The sequence below is a fragment of the Burkholderia sp. AU16482 genome (assembly GCF_002223285.1).
Taxonomy (GTDB): Bacteria; Pseudomonadota; Gammaproteobacteria; order Burkholderiales; family Burkholderiaceae; genus Burkholderia; species Burkholderia semiarida.
In genome coordinates this window covers 406,055-424,736 of record NZ_NKEY01000009.1, presented here as the reverse complement: position 1 = coordinate 424,736, position 18,682 = coordinate 406,055, and the positions used below count along the sequence as shown (strand labels likewise).

Annotated in this window: 20 protein-coding genes; 6 read left to right on the top strand and 14 right to left on the bottom strand. The window is 64.2% G+C overall.

What is annotated here, in order from left to right:
* Positions 1-327: 327 nt before the first annotated feature.
* The 8 genes from CFB35_RS32440 to CFB35_RS32405 form a co-directional block, all read right to left on the bottom strand.
* Positions 328-1,665 (bottom strand): type II secretion system protein GspD, encoded by a 1,338-nt coding sequence (locus CFB35_RS32440; protein ID WP_089466179.1) that lies wholly within the window; start codon positions 1,663-1,665, stop codon positions 328-330.
* Positions 1,662-2,570, bottom strand: coding sequence for a zonular occludens toxin domain-containing protein (locus tag CFB35_RS32435; protein WP_059608836.1), 909 nt, complete (start codon positions 2,568-2,570; stop codon positions 1,662-1,664). The genes CFB35_RS32440 and CFB35_RS32435 overlap by 4 nt, the downstream gene beginning before the upstream one ends.
* On the bottom strand, positions 2,567-2,845 hold the full coding sequence (locus tag CFB35_RS32430; RefSeq protein WP_089466178.1) for a DUF2523 family protein: 279 nt from the start codon (positions 2,843-2,845) through the stop codon (positions 2,567-2,569). Before CFB35_RS32430 ends, CFB35_RS32435 begins: the two co-directional genes overlap by 4 nt.
* Positions 2,842-4,335 (bottom strand): virulence factor TspB C-terminal domain-related protein, encoded by a 1,494-nt coding sequence (locus CFB35_RS32425; protein WP_089466177.1) that lies wholly within the window; start codon positions 4,333-4,335, stop codon positions 2,842-2,844. The genes CFB35_RS32430 and CFB35_RS32425 overlap by 4 nt, the downstream gene beginning before the upstream one ends.
* 100 nt (positions 4,336-4,435) lie before the next feature.
* Positions 4,436-4,774 (bottom strand): major capsid protein, encoded by a 339-nt coding sequence (locus CFB35_RS32420; RefSeq protein WP_143328780.1) that lies wholly within the window; start codon positions 4,772-4,774, stop codon positions 4,436-4,438.
* Between the two features lie 133 nt (positions 4,775-4,907).
* The gene (locus tag CFB35_RS32415; protein WP_230955184.1) at positions 4,908-5,156 is read right to left on the bottom strand and encodes a major capsid protein; all 249 of its coding nucleotides are present in this window, start codon (positions 5,154-5,156) and stop codon (positions 4,908-4,910) included.
* 27 nt (positions 5,157-5,183) lie between these two features.
* A complete protein-coding gene (locus CFB35_RS32410; protein WP_059608833.1) occupies positions 5,184-5,363 on the bottom strand; it encodes a hypothetical protein in 180 nt (59 codons plus the stop codon).
* Positions 5,364-5,508: 145 nt separating this feature from the next.
* Positions 5,509-5,829, bottom strand: coding sequence for a cellulose synthase (locus tag CFB35_RS32405; RefSeq protein ID WP_089466246.1), 321 nt, complete (start codon positions 5,827-5,829; stop codon positions 5,509-5,511).
* Positions 5,830-6,727: 898 nt separating this feature from the next.
* Here CFB35_RS32405 and CFB35_RS32395 point away from each other — a divergent pair.
* Entirely contained in the window at positions 6,728-7,135 is a 408-nt protein-coding gene (locus CFB35_RS32395) for a hypothetical protein (protein WP_059608831.1), read from the top strand.
* A gap of 166 nt (positions 7,136-7,301) precedes the next feature.
* Here CFB35_RS32395 and CFB35_RS32390 read toward each other — a convergent pair whose 3' ends face one another.
* The 3 genes from CFB35_RS32390 to CFB35_RS35570 all read right to left on the bottom strand — a co-directional run bounded on the left by CFB35_RS32390 (position 7,302) and on the right by CFB35_RS35570 (position 8,619).
* On the bottom strand, positions 7,302-7,655 hold the full coding sequence (locus tag CFB35_RS32390; protein WP_081066470.1) for a colicin immunity protein: 354 nt from the start codon (positions 7,653-7,655) through the stop codon (positions 7,302-7,304).
* 5 nt (positions 7,656-7,660) lie between these two features.
* Positions 7,661-7,930: a colicin E5-related ribonuclease gene (locus CFB35_RS32385; protein WP_226094343.1), complete on the bottom strand. Its 270-nt coding sequence runs from the start codon at positions 7,928-7,930 to the stop codon at positions 7,661-7,663.
* A gap of 83 nt (positions 7,931-8,013) precedes the next feature.
* On the bottom strand, positions 8,014-8,619 hold the full coding sequence (locus CFB35_RS35570) for a toxin-antitoxin system HicB family antitoxin (RefSeq protein ID WP_226094339.1): 606 nt from the start codon (positions 8,617-8,619) through the stop codon (positions 8,014-8,016).
* A 613-nt stretch (positions 8,620-9,232) separates the two neighbouring features.
* Between CFB35_RS35570 and CFB35_RS32375 the strand changes: the two genes are divergently transcribed.
* The gene (locus CFB35_RS32375; protein ID WP_089466176.1) at positions 9,233-10,930 is read left to right on the top strand and encodes a M4 family metallopeptidase; all 1,698 of its coding nucleotides are present in this window, start codon (positions 9,233-9,235) and stop codon (positions 10,928-10,930) included.
* 161 nt (positions 10,931-11,091) lie between these two features.
* On the opposite strand, the gene CFB35_RS32370 is transcribed toward CFB35_RS32375, so the two are convergent.
* Both CFB35_RS32370 and CFB35_RS32365 read right to left on the bottom strand, forming a co-directional pair.
* Complete coding sequence (locus CFB35_RS32370) at positions 11,092-12,081, bottom strand: ABC transporter substrate-binding protein (RefSeq protein ID WP_059575174.1); 990 nt, start codon at positions 12,079-12,081, stop codon at positions 11,092-11,094.
* 51 nt (positions 12,082-12,132) lie between these two features.
* Complete coding sequence (locus CFB35_RS32365) at positions 12,133-12,477, bottom strand: DUF3088 domain-containing protein (RefSeq protein WP_006481897.1); 345 nt, start codon at positions 12,475-12,477, stop codon at positions 12,133-12,135.
* A gap of 489 nt (positions 12,478-12,966) precedes the next feature.
* Between CFB35_RS32365 and CFB35_RS32355 the strand changes: the two genes are divergently transcribed.
* The 4 genes from CFB35_RS32355 (at position 12,967) to CFB35_RS32340 (ending at position 17,324) form a co-directional block, all read left to right on the top strand.
* Positions 12,967-14,151, top strand: coding sequence for a porin (locus tag CFB35_RS32355; protein ID WP_059575242.1), 1,185 nt, complete (start codon positions 12,967-12,969; stop codon positions 14,149-14,151).
* A gap of 132 nt (positions 14,152-14,283) precedes the next feature.
* Positions 14,284-15,540 (top strand): sulfite dehydrogenase, encoded by a 1,257-nt coding sequence (soxC, locus tag CFB35_RS32350; protein WP_059575239.1) that lies wholly within the window; start codon positions 14,284-14,286, stop codon positions 15,538-15,540.
* Positions 15,533-16,057, top strand: a complete 525-nt coding sequence (locus tag CFB35_RS32345; protein WP_059575170.1) for a c-type cytochrome — start codon at positions 15,533-15,535, stop codon at positions 16,055-16,057. The genes soxC and CFB35_RS32345 overlap by 8 nt, the downstream gene beginning before the upstream one ends.
* 79 nt (positions 16,058-16,136) lie before the next feature.
* Positions 16,137-17,324: an LLM class flavin-dependent oxidoreductase gene (locus tag CFB35_RS32340; RefSeq protein ID WP_059575168.1), complete on the top strand. Its 1,188-nt coding sequence runs from the start codon at positions 16,137-16,139 to the stop codon at positions 17,322-17,324.
* 54 nt (positions 17,325-17,378) lie between these two features.
* Here the strand turns inward: CFB35_RS32340 and CFB35_RS32335 are convergent, their stop codons facing one another.
* Positions 17,379-18,596, bottom strand: coding sequence for an acyl-CoA dehydrogenase family protein (locus CFB35_RS32335; protein WP_059575166.1), 1,218 nt, complete (start codon positions 18,594-18,596; stop codon positions 17,379-17,381).
* Positions 18,597-18,682 lie beyond the last annotated feature (86 nt).

The following is an 18,682-nucleotide window of genomic DNA, read 5'->3' as shown; positions in this document are numbered from 1 at the left end:
GGCCTTCGCGGCCTGCGGCTCGCGGGAGGCCCGCGCGCGCCCCGCCAGCATGTTCCCCTACACAACCATCGGCCGGCTCGCGAGAGCGCCCTACGCCGGCCCCTATAGCTCGATAGAGGCCCCGGAAAATCGGCTTGGCAATGAGGGGTGCCCCGGCATTGCCGCACTGCCTACGTTCACGGCCTGCGCCGATACCCGCTACTCGGTCCCGCGAGGGGCCTTGAGAGGCCGCAACCGCCCCGACTTCGCACAACCGCCGAGGCGGTACGTCGCTTCGAACACGGCGGGACACTCCTAACGCTAGACGCCCCGCCCGCACGCCGGCACTTACACCTTTTGCACTTGCAGCACGAGCACAACTTCGGTTCGTCCCTTCGAACGCGTATGCCCGTGCAGGAACGACGGCAACCAACGCTGCCCGCTATGGGTTTCGCTGTCTTGATCCTGAATCAGCCCGCCGAGCACGATCACCTCGCCATCCTTGAGCGCCGCGACGGTTTGCAGTGATCTGGTGCTTTTCGTCGGCGAGCCGTTCACGCCCGTCGTCGTCGCCGCAAAGCTGGAAATTTCTTCATCGATGCTCAACTGGATCGTGTCTTGAAGCACGGTCGGCGTCACGTTGAAGATAACGCCGGCATCCTGGTATTCAATGGACTGCACAGGCGTGCCGCTCGTCCCTTGGTAACTGATGCTTGACACTGTGGGCACACGTTGTCCGACATTGAGCTTGACCTGTTGCCCCGACACGCACCGCACGTTCGGCGACGACACCTCATGAAAGCGGGAATCGGTACTCAGCGCCGATATCGCGAAACTCAGTCGGCCCGCGCCGAATTGCAGAGCCGTTGTATCGATAGCCGTCGAACCCCCGCCGACTTGCACCCCCACGCCGAGCAGCCGGGAGACGATGCTAAAACCCGTATTCCCCCCGTCCGTATCGTCAACCTCATACGCCCATCCCCGTACGACGACCTCGCCCACCACCGTATCCAGTTCGGGCAACAGCGCCTTGACTTGCTTCACGTCGCTTGGCGCACCGACGAAAACAAGCTGATCACCGGCCGCTGCCATCGGCCCGTCATTACTCGGCATGGCCGCGCTCGGCACAGCCGCGGGAACGCCGGACGCCGAAACGGGTACAGCCGCGGCGACCGACTGCACCGGCGGTACTTGCGCGACACTCGCAAGCCGACTCCCGAAAAGCGGCTGCACGAGTTTCAGCAGGTAGCCCGCGCTGCGATGGCGCGGCGTATAGACGAAGGTCTCGCGTTCGGCCGGACTCGCGTCACGCTTCTTCCCGACGAAATCCACGCCGTTACGCGTCACCACTTCGAACCCTTGCGAATCGAGGAACGCCTTAAAGAACTCGTGCAAATCGCCCTTGCTGCTATCGAACTGAAACGACACGAGCCGGGTATCTTCGAGCACGTCCGACGAAATCACGTGCGGCACCTTGAGCGCGTCGCCATATACGAGATCGACCACTTGACCGACGTTCACGAATCGCAGGTCGAACGCTCCATTGCGAACGGGCGGCAGCGGCTTCAACGCGACCGCAGACATAGGCGCAGACGCGAGCGACGGCGGCAACGGAGGCAAACCCGGCACGTCCGCCCAAACAGGACCGCAAACCATCAACAGCGCAACGCCTAACGCACGCATCATTTTTCTGCTCCCCGTAGCTTGCCCGACCACATCCCGACGCGTTGCCCGTCAACGGTCCCCACCGTCGCCAACCCTTCGCCCACGAAATGCGCGGAATCCTCGACCCGCAGCGCACCGCGTTCATTCGCGAGGACTACGAACGCGCGGCTACCCAACGCATAGCGGCCGACCACTCGCCAACTTTCCGAGGCACTATCCGATGCTGACGAAACGCTCGGTATCCCTGCGGCGGGCAATGGTGCCGGGGCGGTGGCCGATGCTTGACCGCCCGATTTATTGGTCGCACCGAAGCCGCTATGAATCGACTTCAAACCGGCGTATCCCGCGACGACCGCGACGACAGCAGCAATCGGAATCAGAAACAGCGACTTTGGAATGACCGCCTTTGGTTTGGTATGGACCTCGGCGCTTGTGTATAGCCTGAACACCTCGCGCGGATATGCCCACACCGTCTTTACCGCGTCCTTAAGGCTCGCGACGTTATGGCAATGGTCCCACTCGTAAAGCATCGCCCGATTGAGCCCGAACAGCTTGCGCACGTGCACATGCCGGCCGACCAGATCGCGCACGGTCTTATTGATTCGCTGTGGGTGTTGCGTGATCAGGATGAAATCGACGCCCATATGGCGATGCACATGCAGCTTTTCGATATCCTCGCCCGGCTTCACGCTCACGGACGTAGGCGGCCAAATCCGCTGAGCCTCATCGACGACGATTAGGTCCTGAGCCTGCGCGTGCTCGAACCACTTGCGCAACCACGGCTCATCGACCATGACATGATCGAGCGCCAAGTCTTTGATGCCATCGACCATGAGCCGCCGACCGGCCTTAACCTCGCGCGACATTTCGAACACGGCCCGCAACGACTTGCCGCTACCGGGCACCCCCGTTATGAGCGTAATCATTTCAGGAAGAACCGTTTAGCAGCCGACAGGCCGAACATCGTCACGCGCGCAGTAAAGGCCCCGACGATGTACGAGACGCCTTGAAAAACGCCGCCGAGCGCCAGCACATTCGCCATGTCGCTCGGCAGCCCACCGACGCCGCTCGTGATCCATCCGATCGCCTGATTCAACGCCACGTCTGTTCCAGCGACGGTCAAGACACCGACGCCGACCGCAATCAGCGCCTGAATCAGCATCGGTCCGACCAGAGACATTAACCACGCGGCAATCGTCATGATCGAAGCCCCGCAACAAAAATCCCCGCCGCGACGATCCCGCACATCGCCACGATAAATGGCTTAACGCGGACCATGAAATCGCACTCCGGTTGATACTGAATCAGCAATTGGCTCCCGAACACATCTACGCTGACCGGTGCGGGACAGACCGGATTCGACGGACCACCCACCGAGACGGGCGACAACGAAACCGATGCGCTGCTCGACGGCAACGTCGGAGCCGACGCAGAGCCCAACTGCTGACACGCGACAATTGACGGGTTCAATCGACACAGGTCCGACGTGTCGGACGATCCGGACGAACCTCCGGACCCCGGGTCAGTGCCGGTGCCGGTCCCTGTTCCTGTTCCCGGACTCGTCCCAGTACCGGTGCCCGTACCCGTTCCGGTGCCGGTTCCTGTGCCCGTACCCGTCCCGGTGCCGGTGCCCGTACCTGTCCCGGTACCGGTACCCGTCGACGGACTCGAAATCCCGTATGGATTACCACCGCCCGAAGGTGCGGCAACCGGTGCCGCACTGCTGCCGACTGTCGGCCATGCCGAAGGATTCGACTGCTGAACCGCGCCCGCATCCGATGAAGTAACGGGGTTATCAACCGGATACGGAATGCCCTGATATCCCGACTGTTGCGACGCATCCTGCCAAAGCGCATCAACAATGTCCGCGAGAACCTCAGGGTTGAGCGGTTGACTCAATTCGTCGCTCGACAAACCGCTAATAGCCTGAGGCAAGGACTCCGTCACCGGGGCCGGCGTCGTTGTCTTCGGCGGCACGTAAGCTGTACAAGTGCCGGTCTTATCGAGCATCCCGCTCGCACATGCCCCGCCGCCATACGTGCCATTTCTGTTTGCGATAAAGCCATCCTGCGTATAGTGAGAACCATCGCGCACTCGATCGATTTCGACAGTGCACGTTACTGACGTACTGCTCGTACCGGAACAACTCACCACGTGCTCAGACAGCCCATCTGAAGCCAGATTGCCCGTGTTGTACTGCGAATACGACTGCACAGCGGCCTCGCCAGACGAACCGCACCACCCGTAATAGCACCACACGGCAACGCCCGGATTCAACGGCGGATAAGGACTTGAAACCGTTGCCCCCGATCCGTGCGCAAGCGTCACCGTCCCGTCCTTATTGATTTGCCACGTCGTCAACGTATCGTTACCCAACGATGTAGGGATCGCCATTAGCCCCGCCCCTACAACGGCATGTAGCCCAACCAACAGCCACGATGCACCTGTCGCCACGGCTGCCTCAGCCTGCGCAGCAGCCGACATCGCCTGTTCCGTCGCCACGACAATCTCATCCAACGCCGTGCCGGTGTACCCAAGTTGCCCCGCCTTGTTTGCAATCAACTGCGCAATCGCACGCGGCACCGACGTCGAATCCGGCGAAACCTGCGCATAAGCCACGTCGTGCGGCATCGTCGCAAAGATGCCGTACAGCAGAACAGCGCACGACGAAACGAAGTGAGAAAACCGCATGACGCCCCCACGTATCGCTTCAAAGAAAGAGAATCAAACCGACCGACCAGCACGTTCCAACGATGAGCGCCACTTCGAACCAGAAGCCGATATGCATCGCTTACCCCTCGGACGATGAATTGATCCAATTACGCACCACGCGAAACCCGTACGCCACCGCCAGCACGCCAAGGACCGCAGCGCCTATCGCCGAACCGACCACAACGCCACCGTCATCGGTCGTATCGTTCGCGTTCAAGGCGATCAATTGCGTACTCATCTGCAGAACCAGTGCATTACCGTTCGCATCCGTACCGCACGACACCGACTGACCTGCCGCACTCACATACGTGACACCCGCCAAGCCTTGCGGACCGCAGACAACAATGTTTGCCGCCAGCGCCGAGGATTGAGCGCGTGCGCCCGAAGCGACGAGAGCAACGACGAGCACGGCCAGCACGCGCCACGCACCCGCATACCACCGCCGCACACCGAAACCCGCCCTCATCGATCCGCCCATGCTCACGCCCTCGCCAACAAAAAGGGCGACGCCCCGGACACCAGAACGCCGCCCCAACACCACCCGCCCCCGATCAGCGACCGACGAACGAGCGCACCATCTTGATACCCCATGCCACCGCGACGACGCCCAACACCGCGCCACCAACGGAAACCACGGCAGGCACGACCGAGTTGATCGAGTTGACGATCGGCGTAACGTCGAACGACGAACCCGTCGTGCCACCGCTCGACTGCGCAAACGCGCCCACCGAAGCGACCGCAGCCACCACGCCGACAGCCGCACGCTTCGAACCAGCCATCACTTTCTTGATTTGAAACATTGCTTTCTCCCTGATTCAGCCCACCGATTAGGAACCGTTCGATTGGGCCAGCTTCGAACGATTCAACTTCTTCGGCGGATCGCGCCGGCCGATGACCGCCGACGCGTACCCGACACCCTTGCAGACGAGATACACACACAGAAGTACGTTCAGCAACGCCAACTGCAATGCGATCCGGTCCAACGCATCTATCGGAAGACTCTCCATTCACCACACTCCACACAGCCCGCCGAGCATCGCAAGACTCGACGCCGCCAGCCCGTGATCGCCCGCCGACAGCGCGTCAAGCAACCGAGCGCGCCATAGGTGTACCCACCTGCACGCCGAGCAGCAGCATCGAGCCACCACGGCCTTACGCCGCCGCTCCCACACCCACGCCCGCGCCCGGCTTGGCCTTCGGAACAGGCATGCCGAACGGCACCAGCGACGTGATACGCGGCTCAAGCCGGCCCTCCATCGACTGGAAGAACCCAAAGTCAGCCAAGTACTCACCCGGCTCCACGGCCTTGAGGTGATCCGGCAAGTTGATCGTGCCAACGAGCAATTGCTTTTGACCATCGACGTCCTGCTCCAGAACGCATTGCGCCGAATGAATCGCCCACGGCCGCCCCGTTTTCTGGGACACGCCGTCGCGCTTGATGACTTGCAGAATGGACAGCTTTTGCTTGTTCATATCTTTCTCCATTAGGATCACTAATCACACGAAATAAGCCCATGTCGGGCGACAAAATACGCTCTCAGCGCTCAACGACTCTCAGATCACTACAGGCACCACAACCACCAACACGGTCAACACCGCACCAGCCGCAAATCTCATCCGCGACCTCCACCGGGACCGTCCGCACATTGCGACGCCGCACGTCCATCGGCATCCGACGCGGCGGCATCGACGTACGACCGTCGAACAGATCAGGCGTGACGTAATCGGTCGGGCTCTTCGCCACGGCTCACACTCGGAAGGGATTGAACGTCGCACCGACTTCAACGGGCACGAGCGTTAGGAAATTCGGTTGACGGCCGTGCCGACACAACTCGGCACGGGCTTTCTGACGCGCGCTCTCGCCATCACGAGCGCGGACTTCGATCGTCGCAACGCGGGCATGCGCGTGCGGCGTATAGGCATGGACTTCGAAGCGCGGCATCATTCGCCCCCTTGCTGAACCCGGGCTCGAGTCAACGAACGCAACTGACGCTCCAACACCATTCGAACGACGGCGGCAACCTTGTCCGCATCGTCCGCGCCGATTTCAATGTCGCCGTAGCTCGTGCTGATCCTGAAACCCCGGCCCATCGCCGGCACTTGGTTTGCTAGGGCGTAACTCAGACGGTCATGCTCGCTTGTCATTCTTCTACCCCGTATAAAAAGGACGGACGGCTGACCAAGCCCGTCCAAAAACAGCCGTGCTCCGAGGCGATGGCCGCACGGCTCGACCAACGAAACCCGGCGGTTTACCTTTCCGCCGAAACTGCTAGACTGCGCGCTTATGGGCTATCACCAAAACTTTTTGGTAAAAGCCAAACACATGAGTGGATTATTTTGGTGATAACCAAAAAAGTCAAGGGGATTTGATATGACGATTGCCGAACTTCTGGACGCAGCGAAGCGCAAACAGGGATCGCTGGGTGTGATCGCGCAGCGTTTCGGGTTCCACCAATCCAACCTATCCAACTGGCGATCCGGACGAGAAAAGCCCAACGCCAGCCAAATCATGATGCTTGCCGAGATGGCGGAACTCCCGCCCTTCGAAACGCTCGCGCAGGTCGAGCAGCAACTCGACGAGAAGAACGCTTCGGTATGGGCACGAGCCCTGGGAAACCTGCGCGCGGCCGGGGTAGCCGCGACCGTGACCCTTGGACTGGCGATCTATTCGACGACGCCTAACGAGGCAGACGCCGCTGTCACAAAATTAGTGACGCCTACCCCTGCGCAACCCGCACCTGCACAAGAAAATGGGGTCACGGCGGACAGCATTATGTAAAATTGCAAGAACCATTGATGAATTGTGGAGCTAACTAGCATTCTTGCGACCGGACGCGAGTCCATTCAAAGAAAGCGAGCCCTGACAGAGCTTTCTGCACCTCCGTCGCCCCTAGATTTCAATGTTTTATCTAAGGGGTAGCGTCGAGTAGGAACAACATAGGTTGTCAAGGATCGGCGTGCCGTCTGGGTTTCCAGCCTGTCATCGGCGGGGCCGTCACCAAGAAAACGTCATGAGGAGGACTCTCCGACCGAATGAACTCGGCTGCCCTTTTGTTATTTCGTTGGGCAGTGTCCAAGTCAATGGGAGGATCAGCGCCATCCCAAATACAATCGACTCTCGCTTCGAATCCGGGGTTACGCCAGATTCCACCTTCGATTCGAGCGACAACCACACCATGTTTGGCTGCTTGCTCGCAAACAGCGATTGCCGCTTCTGCCGTGAGTTTCATCACGATACTGCCAGCAAGGGAGAAAAAATCATTCGATGAATCGTATACGCGGTGATGATCGATATTCATTGTGTTCATTTCCATTTGATCCGACCATCGGGAATCCATGTTGGATCATTCTTCCCGCTCACCTGGAGAACTTCTCCGGTTATGTCATTTACTATGACATAACCATCCGGTGACCCATACACAGTCGCCGGGTCATTTCTGGGAATACCATCCGGAGTCTTCGATGCCCCCCGATTGTCCATCGTCGTCCCTGCAGGGCCATCGTCAACGGTCGCCTGAACCTCTTTATCCGTCCACCCGCGCTCGTCGATCTGCCGCGCGATTTTGTCGTCGATAATGAGATTGCGTGACGCTGGTTTCGGCCATCAGATCGCGCGAGAGCCATCGACCCGATACGTCATATTTCCAACAACCTCTATCAGGCGTGTGCAGCACGTTCGAGCACTTCGCGCGCGGCGCGCCCTAATACCTCTTCCGACCATTGATTCACGCTCTCCCCTGCAACGGCCGCCGCGACGCCTACGGCCGCGTGTGTCTCAGGATTGAGTCGCGGCATCAGCTTTCCAGACGCAGGCTTTTGCGGCGATCGCCCCATGCGTGCGCATTCTTCGAGATAGTGGTCGACGGCCGCATGAAAATCCTGCGTCAGCTCGGCGACCGTCTCACCGTGAAAACTGATCTTGTCGTCGACGCCGAGCACGTGCCCGACAAAAATATTGTCGCGGCCGTCGAAATCGACGCGAGCGTAATAGCCCTTGTACGTCATTGCGTTTGTCATGGCTTTATCTGCTATTCGTTGAACCAGTCGCGCGCATCCTCCACCTGATAGCGCTTTGCCTCGTGGATGCGGGCGATGCAGGTATCGGCGCCCCCCGTTCAGCTTGAAGGCGATGCGCGACCCGGCGCTTGCGTGAATGCTGCCGCCCAGCGCGACAGCCAAAGCTTCGATATCCGCGCACACGATGCCGCCGAAGGTTGGCTTCGTATAGATCGCGGTCAGCGTGCGGGCGCGTTTCGTTTTCATGGGTGGGTGATATCAGAAATTGATATCACCAAACGGGCGAATGATAGCAAAATGGGCTATCTCGCCCTGCTTCCCGGCGACGCGATAGCAGGCCGCTGGCGCCGCCGGCCGTTGGGGCGGTCTCGGGTATTCCTGCGAGGCCGCAAGCCCGGCAGGAGGCGGACGTCGGCCGGTCGGGCCGGGTTAGGGGCCGGGGCAGGTGCACAAGCTCCGACCCCGCGCCCGGAAATCGCAGTCCCCTCCCCGCCGGCCTCTCTCTAAATAGGTCGTTTTTGATGCACCGACGGCCAACCGCGCAAACGCCACCAGCGCGGGGTTCCGGGTACTTCATCTGATCACACCTGCCTCGCCCGAATATCACAAAGTTTCGACGTTATCCACCGCAGTGAGCCGCCTCCGATATTCCCGCCGCACCCGACATAATCATTTAAAATTCCTCACCAAATACCGACTTGATTAACGGCAGCGAAATGAAAAATCAATAATAAAGAAAATATCTTGTAATTATAAAAACGACCTCCTAGCATCCCCCTGCTGTTCGCGACATGTCTTGTTTAAAAGTCATCACTTGATGCATTCCTCGAACAAACCCATTCATAACCTGGGGAATTACATGAAGAAACTGTCCCGACTGCTGCCCATCACCGCGATTACCATCGCGAGTCTCAGCGCTTTTGCCCAGGCCGGCGACCCGCCGGCCGCGGTCGACAAGGCGCTGCAACTGATCCAGCAGAACCCGGCCGCCTTCAGTGTGGCTACCGGCGGCACGGCACGCACGTTGAAGTTCGCGGGGCCGCAAGCAACCGCACCGACCGATGGCGATCAGTTCCAGGTACGTGACGTGATCGTCGATCCCGACGGCACCGAGCACGTGCGCTTCGACCGGTTCCATGCGGGCCTGCCCGTGATAGGCGGCGACGTGGTCGTCCACTCGAGCAACGGGCAACTGAAGCAGGCCAGCGTGACCCAGCTCGCACCGATCAATCTCGCCGGCACGATCGGCAAGGTCGGGAACCGCGCCGTGGTGCGCAACGCACCCGACGTAGGCGCGACGCGGGCCAGGCACATCGCGGCCGCGCGCTTCAACTCGGACGTGCGCCGCGTCGACGACCCGGAACTCGTCGTGTTCGCACGCGACGTCACGCCGACGCTGGCCTATGCGGTACGCGTCTACGGCAAGGCGACCGACACGCACGGCGACGCCGTGCTGTACTACGTCGATGCGCGCACCGGCACCGTGCTCGACGCACAGGACCTGATCAAGACCGCCGCCGCGACCGGCACCGGGCGCTCGCTGTACTACGGCAACCTGACGCTCACGACGGACCAGACCGGCACGAACGCGTACCGGATGCTCGACCCGGGCCGCGGCGGCGGTTCCGTCTACGATGGCCGCGGGCTGAGCTCTGACGAAGTCGAACAGGCGACCGACCTGCCGATCTTCACGAGCAGCACGAACGTGTGGGGCAACAATACGACCACCGACCGGCAGACCGTCGCGGCAGACATCGACTACGGGCTCGCGTTGACTTGGGACTACTACAAGACCACGCACAACCGCAACGGCATCTTCAACGACGGCCGCGGCGTGAAAAGCTACGCCCACGCGGTGTTCAATACCGGCAGCGGCACGACCGGCGCGAACGCGGCATGGCTGTCGTCGCGCGTGATGGCATACGGCGACGGCGAGCCGGGCACGCGCCTGCCGAAACCCGTGGTGTCGGTCGACGTTGCCGGGCACGAAATGAGCCACGGCGTGACCGAGGCCACCGCCAACCTGAACTATTCGGGCGACGCGGGCGGCCTGAACGAGGCGACGTCCGACATCTTCGGCACGCTCGTGAAGTTCTACGCGAACAATCCGAACGATCCCGGCAACTACGTGATCGGGGCGCGCGTGGTGAGCGGCGGCCTGCGGAAGATGTACAAGCAGGATCTCGACGGCCGGTCGTACAGTTGCTATCCGTCCGGCGGCTTCTCGTGGTCGAATCCGCGCCACGATCCGCATTTCACGTCGGGTGTCGGCAACCGCTTCTTCTACCTGCTGTCGGAAGGGCCGACGGTGCCGTCCACCGACACCGGCCTGTCGAGGACACAACTGGTCTGCAACGGCGACACGACCTTCAGCGGGTTGGGCCGCGACAAGGCCGGCAAGATCTGGTACCGGACGCTGACCGTGTACCTGAACGCCAACTCGAGCTACCCGAACGCGCGGCGTGCGTCGATCCAGGCGGCGAATGACCTGTACGGCGTGAACTCGGCCGAAAGCGCGACGGTCGCGCGCGCGTGGAGCGCGGTCGGGGTGAACTGACGGCGTGCGGGTGAACGCGTCGATCGCCGGACGGCGCGTGGCGGGCCTTGCTTCGGAGCAAAGCCATTCGGTCATCGTCACGCGGCGCTCGAGTGAATGACGGGAACATGCCAACCGGCCGCCTGTACGCACAGGCGGCCGGTGGCGCCGCGGGTTTCGCATCACCCCGCCGCGACCAGCGGATTGAACGACGTGTCCCACAACGGCGCGACATGGGCCGGCCCGTCCAGCACGCCGATGCGGGCAAACACGTCCGCGACCTGCTGGTGCTGGGCGACCACGTCGGGCGTCACCGGCAGCAGCGCGTAGTCCTCGCTGCGCTGGTCGAACATCGTGACGAGGTCGGCAACCGGCACGCGCGTCTCGCGATTCTGCGCGATGGCGTAGTCGCGGAAATGCCCGTTCGCCCACGCATACGCACGCCGGAACCGCAGCAGCAGATCGCCCGTTGCCGCGCGGCGGCGCGCGTCGTCGAGCGTGCGCGGATTCGCGTACACCGGAAAATTGCCCGACAGATAGCCCTTCCCCGTTTTCAGCACGCGGGCGCCGTAGCGATTGCGCGCGAGCTGGCCGTTGTAGCCATAGATCGCCCACGCGTCGATGTCGCCGCGATCGTACGCGGACAACCCGTCGGTCGGAGACAGGTTGATCGGCTGGATATCGTCGAAGCTCAGGCCGGCTTCGGCCAGTTGTCGATACAGGAAATAGTGCGAGGTCGTCGCGCGCACGTAGCCGACGCGCTTGCCCTTCAGATCGGCGATGCCACGAATCGGCGTGTCCTTGCGCGCGAGCGTGACCTGGTTGTTCAGGTCTTCGCGCACACGCGAGATGAATCTCACATTGGCTTTCTGGCGCGCGGCGAACACGGCGGGAATTTCGCTACCCGAACCGATATCGAGCGCGTCCGCGTTGAGCGCCTCGATATGCAGCACGCCGTTGTTCAGCTCGCGCCAGTCGATCCGGTACGGCGTGTCGCCGAGCCCGGCTGCCTGCAGCAGCGCGCGCCAGCCGCCCTTGTAGGTCGCGACGCGCAACGTCGTGCCGGCCAGATCGGCGTCGGCGGCCGGCGCGGCGAACGCGGCCAATGGATGCGCCGCCACTGCGGCGCCGGCAAGCAGCAGGCGGCGACGTACTGCCGACATTGACGACATCGGATGCTCCTGTCGATCGGATGGAATAGGATGGAAAGCGAAACCGCCGCGTCAATGCAGCGCCGGAAAGCCGTGGCGCTCGGCCAGCAGTTCGAGGATGCGGCGCGCGTCGGTGACGAAGCGCACGTCGCCGAGCGTCTGCGCATCGTCCGGCGCGGGCCGGTCGCGGCCCAGCACGAGCACCGGCAGACCCTGGTGCGCGTCGTCGAGCGCGTCGATCACCGCAGGCCGCGGCCGCTCGAAGCCGACGCGCTTCACGTCGAGGCGCGCCGCGAGATCGGGCGCGCTCGCCAGCAGCCCCTCGATCGGCAGTCCATGCGGACAGACGAAGCGCTGGCCCGGATGCTTCGGATCGGCAAAGCCCGGTTCCAGCAGAAACAGTACATCGCGACTCATGTCAAACGGCTCCTTTGTCGTTGATCGGCCCAATCGGCAAGCGCGCATGCCGAGCGCCTTGCCGCTCACGAGGCATGCTGGCCCGCGGCCGGATGCCAGACTCTACCGTTGCGCCCCGCACGGTCCTACCAACGTTTTGCGAAATCGATATGCGAACGCGCATAGCGCATCGTCCGGTCGCCGCCTAGCGGTCGTTGCGTAAACGCATCGCCGTGCAAACGACGGGTATTGCGCATATCGAATGATTTCATCGATCGATATGACCGCATACGTGCATTTCCGGCGAGCGACGTTCGCGGTCGGCGCGATGCGTTCGCCGCAGCAGGCGCGCCGGACGCGATCGCGGCGCACCTGCCGGGCCGACGGCAGCGCACATTACAAATCGGCCGCGCAGCGAATTACAAACCACGGATCGGCCGTTCATCGGCGCGTCCATCATCAATAGCATCGTGATCCTCACAAACGTACTGATAAAAACAGAGGATGGTCATGATCAAAAAAACGGTGGTACTGGGTTTGGTTTCGATCGGTTCGGTCGGCGCGCATGCGCAGAGTTCGGTGACGTTGTACGGCGTGGTCGATGCCGGCATCGCGTATACGAACAACCAGGGCGGCGCGAGCAACATCCAGCAGACGAGCGGCAAGCTGAGCGGCAGCCGCTGGGGCCTGAAAGGCGCGGAAGATCTCGGCGGCGGCGTGCAGGCGGTCTTCACGCTCGAAAGCGGGTTCCGCCCGAGCGACGGCGGACTCGGCCAGGGCGGGCGCCTGTTCGGCCGCTCCGCGTACGTGGGCCTCGGCAAGAAAGGCCTCGGCACGCTGACGTTCGGCCGTCAGTACGAGCCGATCACCGATCTCGTCGCGCCGTACTCGGGGCCGGGTTTCTGGTCGCCGGCCACGCACGTGGGTGACAACGACAACCTGAACCAGAGCTTCCGGCTGAACAACGCGGTGAAGTTCCGCAGCGACACGATCGCCGGCTTCACGGCCGACCTGCTCTATGCGTTCAGCAACCAGGCCAATGGCGGTGCAGGCACCGGGTTCTCGAACAACAACGCGTGGGGCGCATCGGCGAACTACGTGAACGGGCCGCTGTCGTTCGGCGGCGGCTATGTGCGGTTCAATCATCCGAATGCGGCGTCGAATACGAGCGGCGCGGTGGGCGGTGCGACCTCGACCACCGGCAACGACTACAGCGGCGCGTTCTTCTACGGGCTGAACGGCGGCGTACTGAAGCAGCAGATCGGCGCGGTGGGCGCGAACTACGCGCTTGGCCGCGCGACGCTCGGCTTCGCGTGGAGCCACACGCAGCTCGACTATCTCGACGGCTCGTCGCGCAAGTTCAACAACTACGACGTGAACGCGCGCTACCAGCTCACGCCGGCGGCCACGCTGATCGGTGTCTATACGTTTACCGACGGGCGCGCGAGCGGCCTGCCGGGCACGAGCGGCCAGACGCTGAAACCGCGCTGGCACCAGTTCACACTCGGGTTCGACTATGCGCTGTCGAAGCGCACCGATATCTACGTGTCGGGCATTTACCAGCTCGCGGCCGGCGATGCGAGCACCTCGACCTCGGGCGGCTATCGCAAGATCGCGGCGATCTCGAACATCGGCAGCGCATCGTCGACGAATCGTCAGCTTGCATTCGTCAGCGGGCTGCGCGTGAAGTTCTGACGGCATGCGCATCGGGCGCGACGCAATCGTCACGATAAGCAAAGCGGGAATCGTTGTTTGCCGCGCCGCGCCCGGTTGCCGAAAATGATCGTTTCCCTGCGCGCGGCTCCCGCGTGCGACACGCGTTCGACCATGACCGATTCCCGTTTCCCTCCCCGTGCGCCGCGCGCCGGCCGACGCGCGGCGCTGCGTCAGCTCGCCGGCGGCTGGGCGGCCGCGATGCTGCCCGCCGGCGGCGCGCTCGCGAGCCCGCCGCTCGATGTGCCGCCGTGGACGCGCGCGCCCGGCGCGCCGCTGCTGTCGCCACCGTACGGCGTGCCGGGTCAGCACGAGCGCGACGTGATCCGTCGCAGCGCCCGCCCCCCTGCGCTACCCGGTTCCGGCTCGTCGATGACGCCGCTCGCCGACCTGTTCGGCGACATCACGCCGAACGGGCTCGTCTACGAGCGTCATCACGCGGGCGTGCCGGACATCGATGCGCAACGCCATCGCGTCGTCGTGCACGGCCTCGTGCGCGAGCCGCGCGTCTTCACGCTCGACGACCTGCTGCGCTTCCCGTCCGAATCGCGGATCCACTTCCTCGAATGCTCGGGCAACACCGGCAGCGAATGGAACGGCCCGAGCGGGTTGCCCGTTCAGTTCACGCACGGGTTGCTGTCGTGCTGCGAATGGACCGGCGTCCGGCTGTCGACGCTGCTCGACGAAACGGGCATCGATCCCGACGCACGCTGGCTGCTCGCCGAAGGCGCGGACGGCGCGGCGATGACGCGCAGCCTGCCGCTCGACCGGATCCTCGAGCGCGCGCTGGTCGTCTATGCGCAGAACGGCGAACGGCTGCGCCCGGAGAACGGCTACCCGGTGCGGCTGATCGTGCCGGGATTCGAAGGCAACACGAACATCAAGTGGCTGCGACGGCTCAAGCTGGTGCGTGCGCCGGAGATGACGCGCGAGGAAACGTCGAAATACACGAACCTGCTGCCCGACGGCTGCGCGCGGCAGTTCGTGTTCGAGATGGACGCGAAGTCGGTGATCACGCGGCCGTCGGCCGGCCATCGGCTCGCCGCGCACGGCTATTACACGATCGGCGGCTACGCGTGGTCGGGCCGCGGCCGGATTCGCGCCGTCGACGTGTCGACCGATGGCGGCCGCACGTGGCGCCCCGCGCGGCTCGCCGGCGACGTACGCGACCGTGCGCTGACGCGCTTCGAGGCCGACTGGGTGTGGCGCGGCGAGCCGGCCGACCTGCAAAGCCGCGCGACCGACGAGACCGGCTACGTACAGCCGACCCGCGACGCGCTCGTCGCCGCGCGCGGCCTGAACTCGCAGTACCACTACAACGGCATCCAGAACTGGCGTGTCGACACGGACGGCGAGGTGCGCAATGCGTAAGCCGCTCGCTTGCCTGCTGGCGGCCTGCACGATGACATCGGGCGCGTTCGGCGCCGGCTTCGGCCTCGGGCAGCCGGTCGATCGCGCGGCGTTCGCCGCGTGGGACATCGACGTCGCGCCGGACGGCAGCGGCCTGCCGCCCGGCGCGGGCACGGTCGTACGCGGCGGCCATGTGTTCGCCGACAAATGCGCGATGTGTCACGGCGCCGGCGGCGAAGGCAGCGTCGGCGATCCGCTCGTCGGCGGCATCGGCTCGCTCGCGAGCGCGAAGCCCAGAAAGACGGTCGGCAGCTACTGGCCCTACGCGACGACGCTGTTCGACTACATTCGCCGGGCGATGCCGTACAACGCGCCGCAATCGCTGAGCGCGGACGACGTCTATGCGGTCACCGCGTACGTTCTCCACCTGAACGGCATCGTGCCCGGCGACGCCCGGCTCGACGCGCGCACGCTGCCGCGCGTGCGGATGCCGAACCGCGACGGCTTCGTGCCCGATCCGAGGCCGGGCAAGCTATGACGCGTCCCGCACCGCTTGCCGCCGCATCGAGCCGCGCACCCGCGTGCGTCGCGCCGCACCTTTCAGCAAGGACCCCGTGATGAGCGATCCCTCCGTCACCGCCCCGCTCGCGCCGTCGCCGTTCGTCGACGTGCGTTCGCCGGCGGATTTCCCCGACAGCCCCGTGTCGCGCACGCTCGCGCAGCCGTTGATGCTCGGGCTGTTCCTGCCGATCCAGACCGGCGGATGGAGCGCATCGACGCTGCCGCGCTCGACCGACTGGACGTTCGACTACAACGCCGATCTCGTGGCGCGCGCCGAAGCGCTCGGCTTCGATCTCGTGTTCGCGCTGTCGCAGTGGCTGCCGAAAGGCGGCTACGGCGGCGTGTTCGACGGTCAGGCGCTCGACTCGTTCATGACGCTCGCCGCGCTGACCGCGCGCACCGAGCGGATCATCCTCGTCGCGACGAGCCACGTGCTGTACGGGCCGTGGCATCCGCTCCATTTCGCGAAGTTCACCGCGACGCTCGACCACATCTCGCGCGGACGCTGGGGCATCAACGTGGTGACCGGCCACCGCGCGATCGAGCACGAGATGTTCGGCTGGAACCGGATCGAACACGACCGGCGCTACGAGATGGCCGCGGAATTCCTCGACGCGGTCCAGCAGTTGTGGGCGCAACCGGACAATTTCAGCTACACGCCCGAACTGTCGAGCTGGCGGCTGGGCGGCGCATTCGTGACGCCGAAGCCGCGCTACGGCCGCCCGCTGCTGATCAACGCAACGGGCTCCGACGCGGGCATCGCGTTCGCCGCGCGCTATTCGGACATCGTGTTCGTCACGAGCCCGGCCGGCCCCGACGCCGAACGCGCGATCGACGCGCTGCCCGCGCACACCGCACGCGTGAAGGCCGCCGCCGCCGCGCGCGGCCGCACGATCCGCACGCTGCTCAATCCGCTCGTGATCTGCCGCGAGACGGCGGCCGAAGCGCGCGCGTACCGCGACGCGATCGTCGCGCATGCGGACGAAGGCAGCTTCCACCGCTTCGACAGCGACGCACACGCGTGGCGCGGCGGTTTCGAGCAGCGTGCGCAGGCCGCCGCACGCGCGATCGGCGGCAACATCTCGATCACCGGCGCGCCCGACGAAGTCGCCGATACCATCGTGCGGCTGCACCGCGCGGGCATCGACGGTATCCAGTTGAGTTTCTACGATTTCAAGCCCGATCTCGACTTCTTCGGCGAGCGTGTGCTGCCGCTGCTGCGCGAGGCCGGCTTGCGGCGTTGAAGCCCGATTTGAAACGCGGCGCGCCGGCACAGCCATAGCCGGCGGTGGCCGTCGTCAGAACACGCGCCCTTCGGTCAGGTGCGTCGTCACGCCGTTCAATTCGTAATCGCCGACCACACGCGCCTTGTGTAGCAGCGGGTTGTGGCTGAAGATCGTGCGCAGGTTGCGCCAGTGGCGATCGAAGTTGTGCGTGCGCGCCGTCGCCGACGCGCCGCCCACTTCGAACAGCCGCTCGGCCGCATGCAGCGCGAGCTTGCTGACGATCAGTTGCGTGCGGGCAGTGGCGAGCGCGCTGTCGAGCACGAGCGCATCCGCATCGGCGGCGCCCGCTTCGATTGCGTCGGCGGAGCGGTCGAGCGCGCGCGCGTTTTCTCGCACGAGCGCATCGATCGCGTGGCTGTGCGCGGACAGCTCGCCGACGATCTGCTGGACGAAATGATCGTCGCGCGCGGTCGGCGCGGGGCTGTGCAGCGCGGGACGGCCGTGCGCGAGCACATAGCGGCGCGCGTCGGCCACCACGTTGCGCACGATGCCCGCGCCCGTCGCGACGAGATGAAGCTGCCGCAGCGCGCCGCAATGACGGCCGACGAGCGTCGATCCGTCGCGCGGGGCCACTTCGTCCGCGAACACCTGCACGTCGTTCAGCAGCAGGCTGCCGCTCGCGGTCATGCGCTGGCCCATGCCGTCCCAATCGTCGAGCACCTGCAGGCCGTCGCGCGCCACGGGAATGATCACGGCGAGCGCGTCCCCCTGCTCGTTCTCCACGTTGATGCGCGCGAAATCGGCGAACGCGGTGCCCGTCGAATAGTATTTGCGGCCCGTCACGCGATGGTGATCGCCGTCGCGGCGCAGCACGGTCGTGTTCTCGCCCGGGCGCGACGTGCCGCGCTCGGTCGACGCGCCGCCGAAGATCGCACCGGCCAGCACGCGCTCGAGCTGCACGTCGTTGAATGCGGTGCGCGGCGACAGCCGCAGCGTCTCGGTCTGGTCGTAGTGGATGCGCAGCGCGTGCGCGAGATTCGAATCGGCGGCCGCCAGCGTCGCGATCGTATCGAACAGGTCGACCAGCGTGCCGCCCAGGCCGCCGCGCGCGACCGGAATCCGCAGCGCGCCCAGCGCCGAGCGCCGGAAGATCGCGAAGCCTTCGAACGGCAACTCGCGACGCGCCTCGCGCTGTGCGGCATCGTGCCCGATCGCGGTCGCGAGATCGGGCAGCGCGGCAAGCGCGTCGCGCAATGCTTCACGCGGATCGACGGCGTCACGGGCAGTCATTCGGCAGGTCCTTGTTTGGGGAGATGGGGAGCGTCGCGGCAACGCGCGACACGGCGTCCGTTACACGGCGTCTGTTACACGCGTCC